This window comes from Pseudomonas sp. LBUM1640 (genome assembly GCF_059716225.1).
Genome location: NZ_CP166816.1, coordinates 4,288,516 through 4,305,364, shown reverse-complemented (window position 1 = coordinate 4,305,364; position 16,849 = coordinate 4,288,516). Strand labels below are relative to the sequence as shown.

The following is a 16,849-nucleotide window of genomic DNA, read 5'->3' as shown; positions in this document are numbered from 1 at the left end:
TACAGCTCCATTTACATGCGGAACACGCCGAAGCGGGTCGGCTCGATGGGGGCGTTCAGCGAAGCGGACAAGGCCAGGGCCAGCACCTCACGGGTTTGCTGCGGGTCGATGACACCGTCATCCCACAAGCGCGCGCTGGAGTAGTAGGGGTGGCCCTGGGTTTCATATTGGTCGAGGATCGGCTGCTTGATCGCCGCTTCTTCCTCGGCGCGCAAGCTGGTGCCCGCGCGTTCGGCTTGTTCACGCTTGACCTGCACCAGCACGCCGGCCGCTTGTTCGGCGCCCATCACGCCGATGCGCGCGTTTGGCCACATCCACAGGAAGCGCGGGTCATAGGCCCGGCCGCACATGCCGTAGTTACCGGCACCAAAACTGCCACCAATGATGACCGTGAATTTCGGCACCTTGGCGCAGGCCACCGCCGTGACCAGTTTGGCGCCATGCTTGGCGATGCCGCCGGCCTCGTACTTCTGGCCGACCATAAAGCCGGTGATGTTCTGCAGGAACAGCAGGGGAATCCCGCGTTGACAGGCCAGCTCGATAAAGTGCGCGCCTTTTTGCGCGGCTTCAGCGAACAGAATGCCGTTGTTGGCCAGGATCGCAATCGGGTAGCCGTGCAGGTGCGCAAAACCACACACCAGCGTGGTGCCAAACAGCGCTTTGAACTCATCGAACACCGAACCGTCGACCAGCCGCGCGATCACTTCGCGCACATCGAAGGGCTGTTTGGCGTCGGCCGGGATCACCCCGTAAAGCTCTTCGCTGCTGTACAGCGGCACCACCGGCGTGCGCTGCAGCAGCTCGCCCTGTTTGCGCCAGTTGAGGTTGGCCACGCTGCGCCGGGCCAGGGCCAGGGCGTGTTCATCGCTGTCGGCATAGTGGTCGGCCACACCAGAGATCTTGCAGTGCACGTCGGCGCCGCCGAGGTCTTCGGCACTGACCACTTCGCCGGTCGCCGCTTTCACCAGCGGTGGGCCGGCGAGGAAGATGGTCGCCTGCTGGCGCACCATGATCGCTTCGTCGGCCATGGCCGGCACATACGCGCCACCAGCGGTGCACGAGCCCATCACCACGGCGATCTGCGGGATGCCTTGGGCGCTCATGTTGGCTTGGTTGAAGAAGATCCGCCCGAAGTGCTCGCGGTCGGGAAATACTTCATCCTGACGCGGCAGGTTGGCGCCACCGGAGTCGACCAGGTAGATGCACGGCAGACGGTTCTGCTCGGCGATGGTCTGGGCGCGCAGGTGTTTTTTCACCGTGAGCGGGTAGTAGGAGCCGCCTTTCACAGTGGCGTCGTTGGCGACAATCATGCACTCCACGCCTTCGACCCGGCCGATCCCGGCAATCACCCCGGCAGCGGGCACTTCTTCGCCATACACCTGATGCGCGGCCAGTTGGCTGAGCTCAAGGAACGGTGAACCGGGGTCGAGCAAGCGATTGATGCGCTCGCGAGGCAGCAGTTTGCCACGCGAGGTGTGCCGCTCCTGGGCCTTGGCGCCGCCGCCTTGCTGCACCTGGGCGAGCAGGCAGTGCAGGGCGTCGACCTGTAGGCGCATCGCCGCGCTGTTGTCGGCAAATTCCGCCGAGCGCGGGTTGAGCTGGGTGTGCAAGGTGGCCATGGGCGCGCTCCTCAGCGGGTTTCGTTGAAGAGTTCGCGACCGATCAACATCCGCCGAATCTCACTGGTGCCGGCGCCGATCTCGTACAGCTTGGCATCACGCAGCAGGCGTCCGGCGGGGAATTCGTTGATGTAGCCGTTGCCGCCCAGAATCTGGATCGCGTCGAGGGCCATTTGCGTGGCGCGCTCGGAGCTGAACAGGATGACCCCGGCCGCATCCTTGCGCGTGGTTTCGCCGCGCTCGCAAGCCTGCGCCACCGCGTAGAGGTAAGCGCGGCAGGCGTTGAGTTGGGTGTACATGTCGGCAACCTTGCCCTGGATCAGCTGGAATTCGCCGATGCTCTGGCCGAACTGCTTACGGTCGTGGATGTACGGCACGATCAGGTCCATGCACGCCTGCATGATGCCGATCGGGCCGCCCGCCAGCACCACCCGTTCGTAATCGAGGCCGCTCATCAGCACTTTCACGCCGCCATTCAAGGCGCCAAGGATGTTGGCTTCGGGCACTTCAACGTCATCGAAAAACAGCTCGCAGGTGTTGGAGCCGCGCATGCCCAACTTGTCGAACTTGTTGCCGCGACTGAAGCCTTTCCAGTCGCGCTCGACGATAAACGCGGTGATGCCGTGAGCGCCTTTTTCCAGGTCGGTCTTGGCGTAGATCACGTAAGTGTTGGCGTCGGGGCCGTTGGTGATCCAGGTCTTGCTGCCGTTGAGCACATAGTGGTCGCCGCGTTTGTCGGCGCGCAGTTTCATTGAGACCACGTCGGAGCCGGCGTTCGGTTCGCTCATGGCGAGGGCGCCGATGTGTTCGCCGCTGATCAGCTTTGGCAAGTACTTGAGCTTCTGTTCGTGGCTGCCGTTGCGGTTGATCTGGTTCACGCAGAGGTTGGAGTGGGCGCCGTAAGACAAACCTACCGAGGCCGAACCGCGGCTGATTTCTTCGATGGCGACCACGTGGGCCAGGTAGCCGAGGCCGGCGCCGCCGTACTCTTCCGGCACCGTGATGCCGAGCAAGCCCATGTCACCGAACTTGCCCCACATATCGGCGGGGAACAGGTTGTCACTGTCGATTTGAGCCGCGCGGGGCGCGATTTCCTTGGCCACGAAGGACTGCACCTGGTCGCGCAGCATGTCGATGGTTTCGCCGAGGGCGAAGTTCAGGGACGGGTAACTCATGGACAGGCACCTTAATGTGAGCTTTGTTGTTGTGTGGAAAACGCGCCAGGGAAGGGCGCTCACCTTTACGTTAACGTAAGCTTGCGTTACGGCGCTGTCAATCGTAGTTTACGTTTACGTCAACCTACAAAAAAGACAACAGGGGTCGTTATGCATCAACCCAATCAGAGCTACAGCCGTGGCGCTCAGGACAAGGCCCTGCTGGCCATGACCATTGGCCAAGCCTTTGACCAAACTGTCGCGCAATATGCCGATGGCGAAGCCTTGGTAGTGCGCCATCAGCAGCGCCGCTACACCTGGCGGCAACTGGCCGAGACGGTTGATCTGCACGCCCGTGCGTTCCTGGCCTTGGGCATGCAAACCGGCGACCGCCTGGGCATCTGGGCACCCAATTGCGCCGAGTGGTGCATCAGCCAAATTGCCAGCGCCAAGCTTGGCGTGATCCTGGTCAATATCAACCCGGCCTACCGCAGCAGTGAATTGGACTACGTGCTCAAACAATCCGGTTGCCAATGGCTGGTGTGCGCCGGGTCGTTCAAGGGCTCCGATTACCACGCCATGCTGCAGGAACTGCAACCGGACCTGCGCGCAATAATCAGCCTCGACCCCAGCCCGCCGCGCGAATTTTTGCCCTGGTCGCAGCTGGCAGCCCTCGGCGCAGGCGTGCCGCCCGAACAGCTGCACACACGCCAGGCCAGCCTGCACTTCGATCAAGCCGTCAACATCCAGTACACCTCCGGCACCACCGGTTTCCCCAAGGGCGCCACCCTCAGTCACCACAACATTCTCAATAACGGTTACATGGTCGGCGAAAGCCTGGGCCTCACCGCGCAGGACCGCCTGGTGATTCCGGTGCCGCTGTATCACTGCTTCGGCATGGTCATGGGCAACCTCGGCTGTATCACGCATGGCACCACCATGATCTACCCCAATGACGGCTTCGACCCGCTGCTGACCTTAAGCGCCGTCGCCGAAGAGTGCGCCACCGGGCTGTACGGTGTGCCCACTATGTTTATCGCCTTGCTCGATCACCCACGCCGGGGCGAGTTTGACCTGGCCAGCTTGCGCACCGGTATCATGGCCGGCGCCACGTGCCCCATCGAGGTGATGCGCCGCGTGATCAGCGAGTTGCACATGGGCGAGGTGCAGATCGCCTACGGCATGACCGAAACCAGCCCGGTGTCGCTGCAGACCGGCGCCAATGACGACCTGGAACGCCGCGTCACCACCGTCGGCCGTACCCAGCCGCAGCTGGAAAACAAGATCATCGACACCGACGGCAATACGGTTGAGCGCGGTCAAATCGGCGAATTGTGCACCCGTGGCTACAGCGTAATGCTCGGCTACTGGAACAACCCCGACGGCACCCGCGACGCCATCGATGAGGCCGGCTGGATGCACACCGGCGACCTGGCGACCATGGACGAGCACGGCTATGTGTGCATCGCCGGGCGTAACAAAGACATGATTATTCGCGGGGGTGAAAACGTGTACCCGCGCGAGCTGGAAGAGTTTTTCTTCACCCACCCGGCGGTGGCAGACGTGCAAATTATCGGCATCCCGGATGAGCGTTACGGTGAAGAGATCGTCGCCTGGGTCAAGTTCCATCCCGGCCATGTGGCCAACGAGTTGGAGTTGCAAACCTGGTGCAAGGGCCGCATTGCACACTTCAAGATGCCCAAGCATTTCAAGTTCGTGAATGAGTTTCCGATGACGGTGACGGGCAAGATCCAGAAATTTCGCATGCGCGAAATCAGCATCGAAGAACTGAGGCGTTAACTACTTAGCCCCCGGCACAAAGGCAGCACTTTAAATTGGTCCTTTGATAACCCTCTTTGGACCTGATATGGCCGATATAGACAGCGTCAACGCACGTGTAGACGTACACAGTATTCACGCCGGTCCGATCAGGGAGCACATCCCTGATTGGTATGCCGATTCTTCGCTGCGCCGCAAGCGCGAATTGGCTGAATTGGCACTTGAAGTGCCGGACTTTTACCTCACCGCCGATACCTTTTCGCGTGAAACCCTCCATGCAGCCCATGCCGACGGTTGGGCTGCGTTGAATGCGATTGATCGGGTGTTTGATGGGCTCAAGGACAGCGTCGAGTTTGTCGAGCCGTTATTGGTCAAGGCGATAAAAAACCAGCTCAATCTTGATTTGGATGTACGAAGAACCTTTTACGCGCGCAAGTTCTACTATGACAACGGTCGCGAAGAGCGCAGCGACCTGGGAGGGGCATTTGCGTTTGCCACAGGCGTGGGCGGGCCAAGGGACTATTACTACTCCGGTATCACGCTGCTGGAGGCCGCCATGGGTAACTTCTCTGCTAGCGAAGCGCTAAAAGGGCCATGCGACGATTGCCAGCTGATCACTCGGTTCGACTTCCAGGGCAAAGGCGACATATTGCCGACCGAATTTGCCGTCAAACAGCTTGAGCTGACGCTGCCGGCCTATCGGTTTGCGCAGCTTTGTCGCAGCCTTGATCTGGGTAAGCAGTACCAGGCGCATGTCAATTCAGTGCTGGTACCCGTTGATAAACCGGGCACCGAAACAGGCGCTGCAGCCACGGCAATGCTTGGGGAACTGGTCACTTATCAAAAAGCACAATTGGAGGCGCAGGCCCGGATCGCGCTGGCGCGTAAACAGATCGAAGCCGACAGTTTCCAGATGCTTATGGACTACTCCGCGTATCGCCTGGGGCGCAAGGTCGTGACCTGGAGAGGCCTTGATATGCTGTGTTCCACGCCGACAATCGAGGGTGTCCAAACCAGGCAGGTCATGTTGTTTTACACCGAGGCCCCGCGCAGTGAGAACTTCGTGCTTTACGTGCCAGGCGACCCCGACACCCCGCTGCTGGAATACACCTCGCTGTGGAAAGTGGCCGATGATTTGGCCAAACGCCTTTGTTCATTCAAGTACCGGGTGTTTTTTAGTCAATTTATCCCGGTGGAGCACCAGAACGAGTTTTTTACCGCGGTCAAACGCTTCCTCGATCCTTACGACACGCATGAGACCCAGGACGACTTCACGTTGGATAGCACGGCAGGGCACCACCGGCCTCGGTTATTCGAAACAACGTACTACGTCGATTGGTACGCCTGGGCGCAGCAGAAACTCACCCTGATCCGCAATAACGCCAAGGCCTTGGTGGTGTCCACCGCTGATCAAGACACGCGCGCCCAGCGCAAATGGTTGCAGGCCGTCGGCAGTGCGGCGCTGGATGTCTTCAATCTGGCCTCATTCGTTGTGCCGGGGTTAGGCCCTTTGATGATGATGGTCGGTGCCATCCAAATGATGTATGAGCTTGAGGAGACCGTTTCCACCATTCGCGCAGGTGATACGAAAGAGGCGTGGGCCCACGTATCGGGGATCGTGCTGAACCTGGCGTTTGTGGCTGCCGGGCACAAGCTGATTCCGGTCATCAGTGAATCCGAGTATGTCAAAGGCTGGGTGCATGTAGTTTCCCCGCAAGGGAAAACACGCCTGGCGAGACCGAGCTTGGACGATTATCAACAAGCCGTGGTGTTACCGCCGGGTGCGCGCCCGGATTCCATGGGGTTGTATGCCCATGCCGGTAAACGCTACCTGCCGGCGCAGGAGGGGCGTTTTTACGAAATGGCGGGTGCAGATGACGCGTTCACCCTGCGCCACCCCAGCGATTCGCGCCGCTATGCGCCACGCGCCACGCATAACGGCAGGGGCGCCTGGGTACACGAATTCGAACAACCGCTGAGTTGGGACCGGCGCACGCTTATGCGGCGTATCGGCCCTGCGGTGGACGGGCTCAGCGACGAGCAGTTAGAGCAGGTTTACCAAGTCAGCGGCATTCAGGAAGATCAGTTGCGCAAGATGTATATCGACCTGGCGCCACCGCCACCGCTATTGGCCGAGAGCATCCGACGTTTTCAAAATGATCGTCGTTACGGCAGCTTTATTGAACAGATGCTCAGCCGCGACCCCGCGGTCTACAGCCAGGCAGATCCTGACCTGCAGTTGGAACTGATGACCCACGAAAAAATCTGGCCATCATCCAGAGGCCTGAGTGTCATCGGCACCGAACAAGGCAATACGATCTATCAGGCGCCCGCCGGTTCCCACGCGCTGGCCCAAGTCGCGATCAGCGAGCAGGCGTTGTACAGCGGGCAGTTGCTCGACACGGTGGTCGCGGAGCTGAACGACGAACAGTTGAAGGTCTTGTTGGGGGAGGATGTCCAGGAAGCCCGGCTGCGCGAAGGGCAGCGTAAAAATCCGTCCTTGGGCAGTTACGCACAAGAGCTGAGCAAACTGTTGCAGCGCCCGCGCGATCCCGGCGCGACCCTGTCGAGGTTGCGCCTGCGACTGGTACTGGCCGCCCGATACAGGCGTGATGAGTTGTTGGATGCCCTACCGCAGAGCCCGGACGAGCCTGCGCGGTGGGTGCAGGAGGCGTTTCCCACGTTGCCTGCAGGTGCGGTAGAGCAATTGCTGGAACATATGGATGAGACTCAACGCCGGCAACTGAGTACGACAAAACGCCCTCCGTTGCAGCTTTCGCAAGAGGCACGCGAATACCTGGACGCGTTTCGGCTGCAACGCGCCTACGATGGCCTCTTCTTGTATGAAAAGACCAGCGAAGACATGGCGCGTCTCGCCCTGCACACCCTTAAAAATATGCCGGGGTGGCCGGACACGCTGCGTGTCGAGTTGCGTGACGGTTCGCCCAGAGGGCCGCTGTTGGACAGCATCGGGCCGCCTAAGGCCGATTGGCCCAATGTCTACGTCAAACATGCTGATGGTGAAGTAGGGAGTGCAATGCACACCTATTCCACTGAAAGGTTCTACGAGACACTGTTTAGAATGGTGCCCACGCCAGATGCAGAGGTCATGGTTTTCCCTGTGGACACGCGCTGGACGAATTTGCGCCGAGCCTTGCAGCAACGGGCGCTCAACCCTGACGAATTACGCAGCACCCTCGATATGCCTGCCGTCAGGCAGGACCATCAATCGCCGATGGCATTGGCCCACGGTGCGCCGGGTTACAGCGCGGCAGTGCCGTCAACGCGTGCGTTCCAATGCCGCTTCGAAGCTCACAGGCTCTATCCCGGTTCGACGCTGGAGCAAATAGAGGAATACCTGAACGTCAAGGGGCAGGGGGACGCCTTCATGCTCAAGGAGGTTCGCCGGATGGAGGTCGAGTTCGACCGATTGAGCGAGGACTTGAAGCAATGGGCAGGTACTCACCCGAATAAGTTGAAAGTGGCAGAGCGGATCAAGGCGTGCTGGCAGCGACGTACCGAGCGTGTTCACAATAATGCGGGGGAAGTGACCGGTTACGCCTTGAACCTCAGCGACTGGTTTGTCGAAGACTTGCCGACGCTGACGGTTGAAATGCCACATGTATCGAGACTGTCTCTACTGCGCATGGGGCTGTCCGATAACGTCGGGGAGTTTCTGGGTTCCTTCAAGGGGCTACGCCACCTGGTTTTAAATGGAAACCGCCTGACACGCCTGCCGAAGATTATTGGCAGCATGAGCGGGCTCACCCAGTTGTACCTGGAGGCCAACCAGCTGCAGTTGACCGAGGACAGCGTGGCGGCGTTGGCGCGCTTGAACCAGTTGCGGGTGCTCTCACTGGCGAACAACCCACTGTTGCTGGCGCCGGACGTAAGCGCTATGCAAGGGTTGGATCAACTCTACCTGGGCAATTGCAATTTGAGCGATGTGCCCGTTGGAGCGCTGGAGCTTCGAGGGTTAGGGCGTCTGGACTTGCGTAGAAACCTGCTGGTGGAGCTGCCTGACACGCTCTTTCAGCGCACAGAGGCGCAGAACAGGGGGACAACGTTGGGTGAGAATCCACAGTTGTCGCAGAACACCCTGGATCGAATTGCAGCCTATCGACTGCGTAGCGGTGTGGCATTGCTCGACAGGGCGCCTACGCGCTCTGTCACTGAGAACATTGCTTTGTTGACTTGGCTTAATGAAATGCCAGCCGCTCAAGAAATACAACTGAGACAGCGATGGCAGGACCTTCGGGTGGAGCCTGGGTCTGATGCCTTTTTTCAGTTGATTACGGATATGACCCGTTCAGCGACTTACAAGGCAGCGAGTGCGCGTACTGGACTCGCTGAGCAAGTCTGGGAGCTGATAAAGGATGTGTCGGATGATGAGGCGCTGCGGCGGGACATTTTCCAGGAGGTCGATGCCCCTGGGACCTGTACGGACCAACGCACCGATGTGTTGTTCAAGCTGTGTCTTCAGGCGCGGATTCATAAAGCCGGGCTTGACGCGGGTACTGTGCAGGTTGAACCGAGTTTGATAGCGCTGGGCAGAGGCCATTTTCGCCTGGTAGAGCTGGATAAACTGGTCAGCGCTGATATTGCGGCGCGCGAATCGGCGTTACACGCACGTGCCGCTGCTGATGCGGTGATGAAGGCTGCGACGGCCGCTGGCGAACAAGGCTTGCCCAACGCCACTGATTTGGCCGAGGCCGCACGGGCGGCAACAGCGGCTGCAGATACCGCGCAAGCCGCCGCAGAGTTGGGGGCGGCCGGGCTCCAGGCTGCCGGTAACGCCGAGCGCGAGGCACGCGAAATTGCGAACACGGCAGGTGTCGTGGATTGGCACAGAGCGCCTTTCAGTGAAGGTATCGAGGTGGACCTGGTTTATCGAACCTCCCTGGCCGATAGGCTCAAGCTACCGCTTCAGCCGCGCCTCATTGCGTATGGGGACCATTACCCGGTCAGTGCAACGCTTATCCGCGAAGCCGGCGATACCGTCCTGGCGAAGGAAACCGTGCCGGGCGCGCTCGCGCGTTTTTTAGTGGAAGAAACCTTCTGGGAGAATCACCTGAGGAGTCTCTATTCCAAAGACATTGAGCAACGCTTCAGTACAACCAAAGAGTTGCTTCAAGAGAAATCGTCGGCGCTGGATGACCTCGAAATTAGCCTCGGGGACTATTACGGAACCGAGAACGCGCAGGCGCGTAGCTCGCATCTGGAGGATATCAACGAGGCGTTGGAAGTCGTCATGAGGCTTTTTGATTTGGAGCGCCCGCAGATTGTCGGGCCTTCGGGTTTGCCGCACGTCAACTTCCTATCCACGCAACGCGTTGCGTTGGGAGAGCGTTGGGCGATAGAGGAAAAGCGGGCTCTGGAGTCGGTTACGCAATCAATACTGGACCGACCCGTGCCCCTCTGAACCTGTGCGTCAGGAAGCACAAAGGGGACCCGAGGGTCCCCTTTAATTTGTCGTTGCGTGCTCTTTTTTTATTATTGAGGGGCGGTCTATTGTTGTTTTTGGCAACCGTTACCCTTTGCTGCTGTTTTGGGCGACCCCCATCCGGGGTCAAGAGCAAACGTATTTTTTTGAGCGCTGATCTGCTTCTTCGTTATCGATCCAACCAGTGGGTAGCTACCTGAGGTAGTTTTATTTTTCTCTAACCGGTTGCGGGTTTCGGCACGCCGTACCCTGCGAAGCACATCTTCTCCAAAAAAATCTGTTAGCTGCGTCTCTGCCGTGTTGTTTTTGTTATGTCAGAGTCGTTTCGTCTTATTTTTATTAGGTTTGGTGCTTTTTATTCTTGTTATGCAATAGAGATAGCAGAACGCGTGCCAACTTTTAAAAAGTCTTTAAAAACAACGATATAGATTTTTGGTAAGAAATTTCCTGCGGCAAACGCGACAAAATATGTTCCCGTGTTACTCGATGTGTAGGCGGGCGGTAACACATTGTCACGGCTAAGCTACTCAACCGGCGGTTCGCGCCTTGGCCACGCGGGAACCGGTGGGGCGGCCCACTGCACGACTGATCTGCAAGCCCGCACGAATCAACGCCTCCAGGTCGATACCGGTATCGATACCCAGGCCATTGAGCAGGTACACCACATCTTCGGTGGCGACGTTACCGCTGGCGCCTTTGGCGTAAGGGCAGCCGCCGAGGCCCGCGATAGAGCTGTCGAACACATTGATGCCTTCTAGCAGGCTGGCGTAGATATTGGCGATCGCCTGGCCGTAGGTATCATGGAAATGCCCGGCTAACGTGTCCCGTGGCACCTGCGCACCAACCACCTCGAACAGCCGCCGTGTGGCGCCCGCCGTGCCGGTGCCAATGGTGTCGCCCAGGGAAACCTCATAGCAGCCCATCGCATACAGCTCGCGCGCGACCGCCGCGACCTGTTCCGGCGCAATCTCACCTTCGTAAGGGCAACCCAACACACACGACACATACCCACGTACGCTGATGCCGTGCTGTTTGGCCGCCGCCATGATCGGCGCAAAGCGCTCCAGGCTTTCGTTGATCGAGCAGTTGATATTGCGCTGGGAAAACGCCTCGGATGCGGCCGCAAACACCGCCACTTCCTTCACACCGGCAGCCAATGCATCTTCAAAGCCACGCAGGTTCGGTGTGAGCGCGCCGTAGGTGACCCCAGGTTTGCGCCGTATCTGCGCAAACACATCGGCCGAGCCGGCCATCTGCGGCACCCACTTGGGCGACACAAAACTGCCGACTTCGATATAACTCAAGCCCGCGTGAGTGAGGGCGTCCACCAACTGGACCTTATCGGCCACGCTGATCGGCTGGGCTTCGTTCTGCAAGCCGTCGCGCGGGCCGACTTCAACCAGGCGCACGTGTGAGGGGAGGGACATGAGGGCTACCTTCTGGTTATTGGCCAACCTGGCTGATGGTCTGCGCCAGGGCCTGGGTGCAGCGCTCTTCGGCGGTGTCCAGTTCCAGCTTCATCTGTTCGATATCCAGCAGTTGTTGCTCAAGTTGTTCGCGGCGCTCGGCGATCTTGGCCAGCATGCTGTTGAGTTGGATGTGGTTGCCACTGCTGGGGTCGTAAAGCTCGATCAGCTCGCGGCATTCCGCCAGGGAGAAGCCGATACGTTTGCCTCGCAGGATCAGCTTGAGACTGACCTTGTCCCGCGCCGAGTAGATGCGCTCCTGGCCCCGGCGCTCTGGGGCCAGCAGGCCTTGTTCTTCGTAGAAGCGAATGGCGCGGGTGGTGATGTCGAGCTCGCGGGCGAGGTCGGAAATGCTGTAGGTCGTGCTCATGGGGGCGCTCAAGAAGGTCTTGGCGCTAAGCTAATGGCAGGTTGACGTGAGCGTCAAGCAAATAGCCCGCATGGACACTTATCTTGTGGCGAGGGAGCTTGCTCCCGCTGGGCCGCGAAGCGGCCCCAAAAGCTGGGCCCGCTACGCAGGCCAACGGGAGCAAGCTCCCTCGCCACACAAGCGGTCAGGCTTGCTTGCCATCCAGTTTCTTCTCATGCGCCGTCACCTGCTGGCACAACTCGATCATCTGCTCACGCATCCAGCGGTTGGCCGGGTCCTGGTCGGTGCTTTCGTGCCAGTACAGGTGGGTTTCCACCGGCGGCACGTCGTTGACCGGCAGGTTGAACCAGTGCAGTTCATGGCGACGGGCGAAACGCTCGGGCACGGTCATCACCATGTCGGTCTGCTGCAACACTTGCGAGGCCATCAGGTAATGCTGGGAACGCAGGGCGATCTTGCGCTGGATGCCCATTTTGCCCAGCGCCAGGTCAACGTGGCCCAGGCCGTTGCGACGGCTGGAGATATGGATGTGGGTCAGCGACAGGTAGTCATCCAGGCTGAACTTGTCCTTGCCCGCCATCGGATGACCCTTGCGCATGGCGCACACGTAGCGGTCTTCCATCAGCTTGACGTGGCGCACTTGCGGGTCGGTGTTAAGTGGCGCGTCCACAGCAAAATCAAGGCGCCCGGCAGCCAGTTCCTTGGTGGTTTCGCGGCGTTTGGACAGGAAGCTCTCGATCACCACCGTCGGCGCCAGGCGGCGCAGGCGTTGGAACAGCAGCGGCAGAATCACCGCCTCCGTGAGGTCGGTCATGCTGATGCGATACGTCTTGGCCGCCTGTTGCGGGTTGAAAATCCGGCTTTCCTGCACCGACACCCGCAGCAACGACAGCGCGTTGCGCACCGGGCCGATGATGTTCTGCGCCATGGGCGTAGGCACCATGCCTTGGGCCGTACGCACGAACAACGGGTCGTTGAAGGTCTCGCGCAGGCGTGCCAGTGCGTTGGACACCGCCGGCTGGGTGATGCCGACGATCTGCCCGGCGCGGGTCAGGTTGGCTTCGGTGTAGATCGCGTCGAAGACAATAAAGAGGTTGAGGTCGACCTTGCTCAGATTCATTTCGTTACGCTCTTATTGTTAGGTGTTCATACGCCGATCATATATCGGTGATGAATGTTAATACACGCCGAGAATAGGCTAGGTAAATTATCAGCGCTGTTCTAGCATCGATTGCATGACCTAAACAACCTCTCAGAGAAGGGAGCTGCTCATGGATTTCGCCTATTCGCCCAAGGTTCAGGAACTGCGTGAGCGCGTCACCGCGTTCATGGACGCTTACGTTTACCCGGCCGAGCCGGTGTTCGAACGCCAGGTCAGCGAAGGTGATCGCTGGCAGCCCACCGCCATCATGGAAGAGTTGAAAGCCAAGGCTAAGGCCGAAGGCCTGTGGAACCTGTTCCTGCCCGAATCCGAACTCGGCGCTGGCCTGACCAACCTTGAATACGCGCCGCTGGCCGAGATCATGGGCCGCTCGCTGTTGGGCCCGGAGCCGTTCAACTGCTCCGCCCCTGACACCGGCAATATGGAAGTGCTGGTGCGCTACGCCAATGAAGAGCAGAAACAACGTTGGCTTGAACCGCTGCTGCGCGGCGAGATCCGCTCCGCGTTCGCCATGACCGAGCCGGACGTGGCGTCCTCAGACGCCACCAATATGGCCGCCCGCGCTGAGCGTCAGGGCGATGAATGGGTGATCAACGGCAAGAAATGGTGGACTTCCGGTGCCTGCGACCCGCGCTGCAAGATCCTGATCTTCATGGGCCTGAGCAACCCGGATGCACCGCGTCACCAGCAGCACTCGATGATTTTGGTGCCGGTGGACGCCCCCGGCGTGAAAATCGTGCGCCCATTGCCGGTATTCGGCTACGACGACGCCCCCCACGGCCACGCCGAAGTGCTGTTCGACAATGTGCGCGTGCCCTATGAAAACGTGCTGCTCGGTGAAGGCCGTGGCTTCGAAATTGCCCAGGGCCGCCTTGGCCCGGGCCGTATCCACCACTGCATGCGCTCCGTGGGCATGGCCGAACGCGCGCTGGAACTGATGTGCAAGCGCTCCGTCAGCCGCACCGCATTTGGTAAGCCATTGGCACGCCTGGGCGGCAATATCGACAAAATCGCCGATTCGCGGATGGAGATCGACATGGCCCGCCTGCTGACCTTGAAGGCGGCGTACATGATGGACACCGTCGGTAACAAAGTCGCCAAAAGCGAAATTGCCCAGATCAAGGTGGTGGCACCGAACGTGGCGTTGAAGGTGATCGACCGTGCGATTCAGATTCACGGTGGCGCCGGGGTTTCCAACGACTTCCCGCTGGCCTACATGTACGCCATGCAACGCACCTTGCGCCTGGCCGACGGCCCGGATGAAGTGCACCGCGCGGCGATCGGCAAGTTCGAGATTGGTAAATATGTGCCTAAAGAACTGATGCGCAGCGGGCAATAAGACCGCGTCGCCAGCATTCGCGAGCAAGCCCGCTCCCACATTTTGACCTTATTCCACCTGTAGAATGCGGTCAAAATGTGGGAGCGGGCTTGCTCGCGAAGAGGCCAGCTTGAACACCGCAGAACTTACAGGTCAATACACCCAAACCTCCACCCGCCGATTCTTGATCCGCCCCTCATCCGCCGTATTCGCCGCCACCGGCATCTGCGCGCCAAACCCGCGAATATCACGCAGCACCACGCCGCTTTTAACCAACTCGCGCCGCACCGCCATGGCCCGCAACTTCGACAACAACGCGGCGCGCTGCGGATCATTCTTGGCATCGCCAAACCCCACCAGCGTCACCTGCTTGTCGAGCTTGCCGTGGCTGCTGATATACGCCACCACCCGTTGCAAATCCTGGCGCGCCTTGTTGTCCAGGCTGGCGCTGCCTTCCTCGAAACGAAAGTTCACCGTCAAACGCTGGGCGTCACGGGCGATGGCTTGATAGTCCTCGGGCATTGAGGCGCGCGGCTCCACACCGATGGCCTGCACCTGCTGCGCAATAAAACCGTTGGCCGCCACAATCGCCTGGCCCTTGCTGCTCTGGGTAAAGTCCACCAACGCCTTGGCCCAAGGGTTGCGCCCTGACGGCGGCAGGTAGAAGTACAGCCGCCGTGACAGCGGGTAATCCTCGGTGGCAATCAGGCTGGTCACTGGCAACATTGGCTGCGAGTCGCCATCGACAATCGCCACTGCCTTGGCCTGGCGCACGTACGGCAGGCCGATAAACCCAATGCCTTGCGGGTCATGGCTGACCGCGTCCGACAAGGCTTCGCTGGACTCGAAACGCTTGGCCGACCCGGCGAGGGGCTTGCCGCGCAGGCGTAGCACCAGCTCCTTGAAGGTGTCATAGGTGCCGGATTGATCATCGCGCGCATATAAATGAATGGCGCCGCCGCTGCCGCCGAGTGCCTCCCAGGTGCTGACCTCGCCGTTGAAGATTTGCGCCAACTGCTCGGTATTCAGCGTGTTCAGAGGGTTGCTCGGGTTGAGGATGATGGCCAGGCCGTCGATGGCGATCACTTGTTCGGCCTGGGGGCTTTTCAGGTCGCCGAGGGGTTCAAGGTCTACCAGTTCGCGGTCCTTGATCGGGCGCGAAGAGGCGGCGAGGTCGGCACTGGTTTTTTTCAGCGCAGTAAACCCGGTGCTGGAGCCGTGGGCCGCCACCTCGACCGTCACCGATGTGCCCTGGCGCGTCTTGCCGATCACGCGCTGTTCATTGGCGCCTTCGCCAGGCTCGCTGTGCACCGCCTGCAAACCCTGATGCTCCATCAGGCCCTTGACCAAGGCGGGGCCCAATGCCGCGCCAATGGTGTTGGAACCCTGGATGCGCAATGCAGGGCCTTGTTCGGGAAGGGGCAGGGGTGCAGCAACCGCGCAGAGTGGCAGGGTCAACAGGAGCAGAACGCGCAGCATCATGCCGGCACCTTCTTAAGCCAAAGGGAGTGCCGGGAGATTAAGTCAGTTGGATTTCAACAATATGACTGACACTCAATGATCAAAATGTGGGAGGGAGCAAGCCCCCTCCCACATTTGACCGCGTACAGTCCGTAGGTGTCAGCTCAACTCAAGCCAGATCGGCGCATGGTCCGACGGTTTCTCCACACCACGCAAATCGTAATCCACACCCGCGTCCTTCACGCGCGACAGCAAGCCATTGGACGCCATGATCACGTCAATGCGCAGCCCACGCTTGGGCTCATCCTCAAACCCGCGGCTGCGGTAATCGAACCAGCTGAAGCGGTCGGCCACGTCGGGGTTCAAGTGACGGAAGCTGTCCACCAGGCCCCAGTTTTTCAGGCGGGCCATCCACTCGCGCTCTTCCGGCAGAAAGCTGCACTTGCCGGTTTTCAGCCAGCGCTTGGCGTTGTCGGCGCCGATGCCGATGTCGCAGTCTTGCGGGGAGATGTTCACGTCGCCCATTACTACCAGCGGCTGGTCATTGCTGAACTGGCTTTCCAGCAACTGCTGCAAATCTTCGTAGAAGCGTTGCTTGGCCGGGAATTTGGTCGGGTGGTCGCGGCTTTCGCCCTGGGGGAAGTAACCATTCATGATGGTCACGGGAGTGCCGTTCTCATCGGCGAAGCTGCCCCAGATAAAGCGGCGCTGGGCGTCTTCTTCATCACTGGCAAAACCTTTGTGCAGGCTCAACGCCGGCTTACGCGAGAGCAGGGCCACGCCGTAGTGACCTTTCTGACCGTGGTAATACACGTGATAGCCCAAAGCCTGCACTTCGGCCAACGGGAACTGATCATCGTGAACCTTGGTTTCCTGCAGGCCGATTACGTCGGGTTGATGCTTTTCAATCAGCGCCGCCAGCTGATGAGGGCGAGCGCGCAGCCCGTTGATATTGAAGGAGACGATTTTCATGGTCGGCAGTCCAGTCTGGCAAAAGCGCGATGCTAGCTGACAAGTCGGATGGGGGCCAGCGTGGCGCTAGGGTGGATGCACTGCTAATGTCTGGGAACGACTCAC

The 16,849-nt window shown here is 59.8% G+C and carries 10 protein-coding genes; 3 read left to right on the top strand and 7 right to left on the bottom strand.

The window, feature by feature from the left end:
• Nucleotides 1-11: 11 nt before the first annotated feature.
• Entirely contained in the window at nucleotides 12-1,619 is a 1,608-nt protein-coding gene (locus ACA065_RS18875) for a carboxyl transferase domain-containing protein (protein ID WP_497691000.1), read from the bottom strand.
• A gap of 11 nt (nucleotides 1,620-1,630) precedes the next feature.
• Nucleotides 1,631-2,794 carry an isovaleryl-CoA dehydrogenase gene (locus ACA065_RS18870; RefSeq protein ID WP_497690999.1) on the bottom strand — a complete coding sequence of 388 codons (1,164 nt, stop codon included), beginning with the start codon at nucleotides 2,792-2,794 and terminating at the stop codon, nucleotides 1,631-1,633.
• A gap of 150 nt (nucleotides 2,795-2,944) precedes the next feature.
• On the opposite strand from ACA065_RS18870, the gene ACA065_RS18865 reads away from it, so the two are divergent.
• Together ACA065_RS18865 and ACA065_RS18860 are read left to right on the top strand one after the other, a co-directional pair.
• Complete coding sequence (locus ACA065_RS18865) at nucleotides 2,945-4,573, top strand: AMP-binding protein (RefSeq protein WP_497690998.1); 1,629 nt, start codon at nucleotides 2,945-2,947, stop codon at nucleotides 4,571-4,573.
• 67 nt (nucleotides 4,574-4,640) lie between these two features.
• Nucleotides 4,641-9,974 (top strand): NEL-type E3 ubiquitin ligase domain-containing protein, encoded by a 5,334-nt coding sequence (locus tag ACA065_RS18860; protein ID WP_497690997.1) that lies wholly within the window; start codon nucleotides 4,641-4,643, stop codon nucleotides 9,972-9,974.
• Between the two features lie 548 nt (nucleotides 9,975-10,522).
• Here the strand turns inward: ACA065_RS18860 and ACA065_RS18855 are convergent.
• The 3 genes from ACA065_RS18855 to ACA065_RS18845 all read right to left on the bottom strand — a co-directional run bounded on the left by ACA065_RS18855 (nucleotide 10,523) and on the right by ACA065_RS18845 (nucleotide 12,951).
• Entirely contained in the window at nucleotides 10,523-11,422 is a 900-nt protein-coding gene (locus tag ACA065_RS18855) for a hydroxymethylglutaryl-CoA lyase (RefSeq protein ID WP_497690996.1), read from the bottom strand.
• Nucleotides 11,423-11,438: 16 nt separating this feature from the next.
• Nucleotides 11,439-11,831 (bottom strand): MerR family transcriptional regulator, encoded by a 393-nt coding sequence (locus tag ACA065_RS18850; protein WP_159957710.1) that lies wholly within the window; start codon nucleotides 11,829-11,831, stop codon nucleotides 11,439-11,441.
• Nucleotides 11,832-12,015: 184 nt separating this feature from the next.
• Complete coding sequence (locus tag ACA065_RS18845) at nucleotides 12,016-12,951, bottom strand: LysR family transcriptional regulator (RefSeq protein WP_424490801.1); 936 nt, start codon at nucleotides 12,949-12,951, stop codon at nucleotides 12,016-12,018.
• A 151-nt stretch (nucleotides 12,952-13,102) separates the two neighbouring features.
• Between ACA065_RS18845 and ACA065_RS18840 the strand changes: the two genes are divergently transcribed.
• On the top strand, nucleotides 13,103-14,332 hold the full coding sequence (locus ACA065_RS18840; RefSeq protein WP_497690995.1) for an acyl-CoA dehydrogenase: 1,230 nt from the start codon (nucleotides 13,103-13,105) through the stop codon (nucleotides 14,330-14,332).
• Nucleotides 14,333-14,464: 132 nt separating this feature from the next.
• On the opposite strand, the gene ACA065_RS18835 is transcribed toward ACA065_RS18840, so the two are convergent.
• Together ACA065_RS18835 and xthA are read right to left on the bottom strand one after the other, a co-directional pair.
• Nucleotides 14,465-15,793, bottom strand: a complete 1,329-nt coding sequence (locus ACA065_RS18835) for a substrate-binding domain-containing protein (protein WP_497690994.1) — start codon at nucleotides 15,791-15,793, stop codon at nucleotides 14,465-14,467.
• A 138-nt stretch (nucleotides 15,794-15,931) separates the two neighbouring features.
• Nucleotides 15,932-16,744: an exodeoxyribonuclease III gene (gene xthA / locus ACA065_RS18830; RefSeq protein WP_497690993.1), complete on the bottom strand. Its 813-nt coding sequence runs from the start codon at nucleotides 16,742-16,744 to the stop codon at nucleotides 15,932-15,934.
• Nucleotides 16,745-16,849 lie beyond the last annotated feature (105 nt).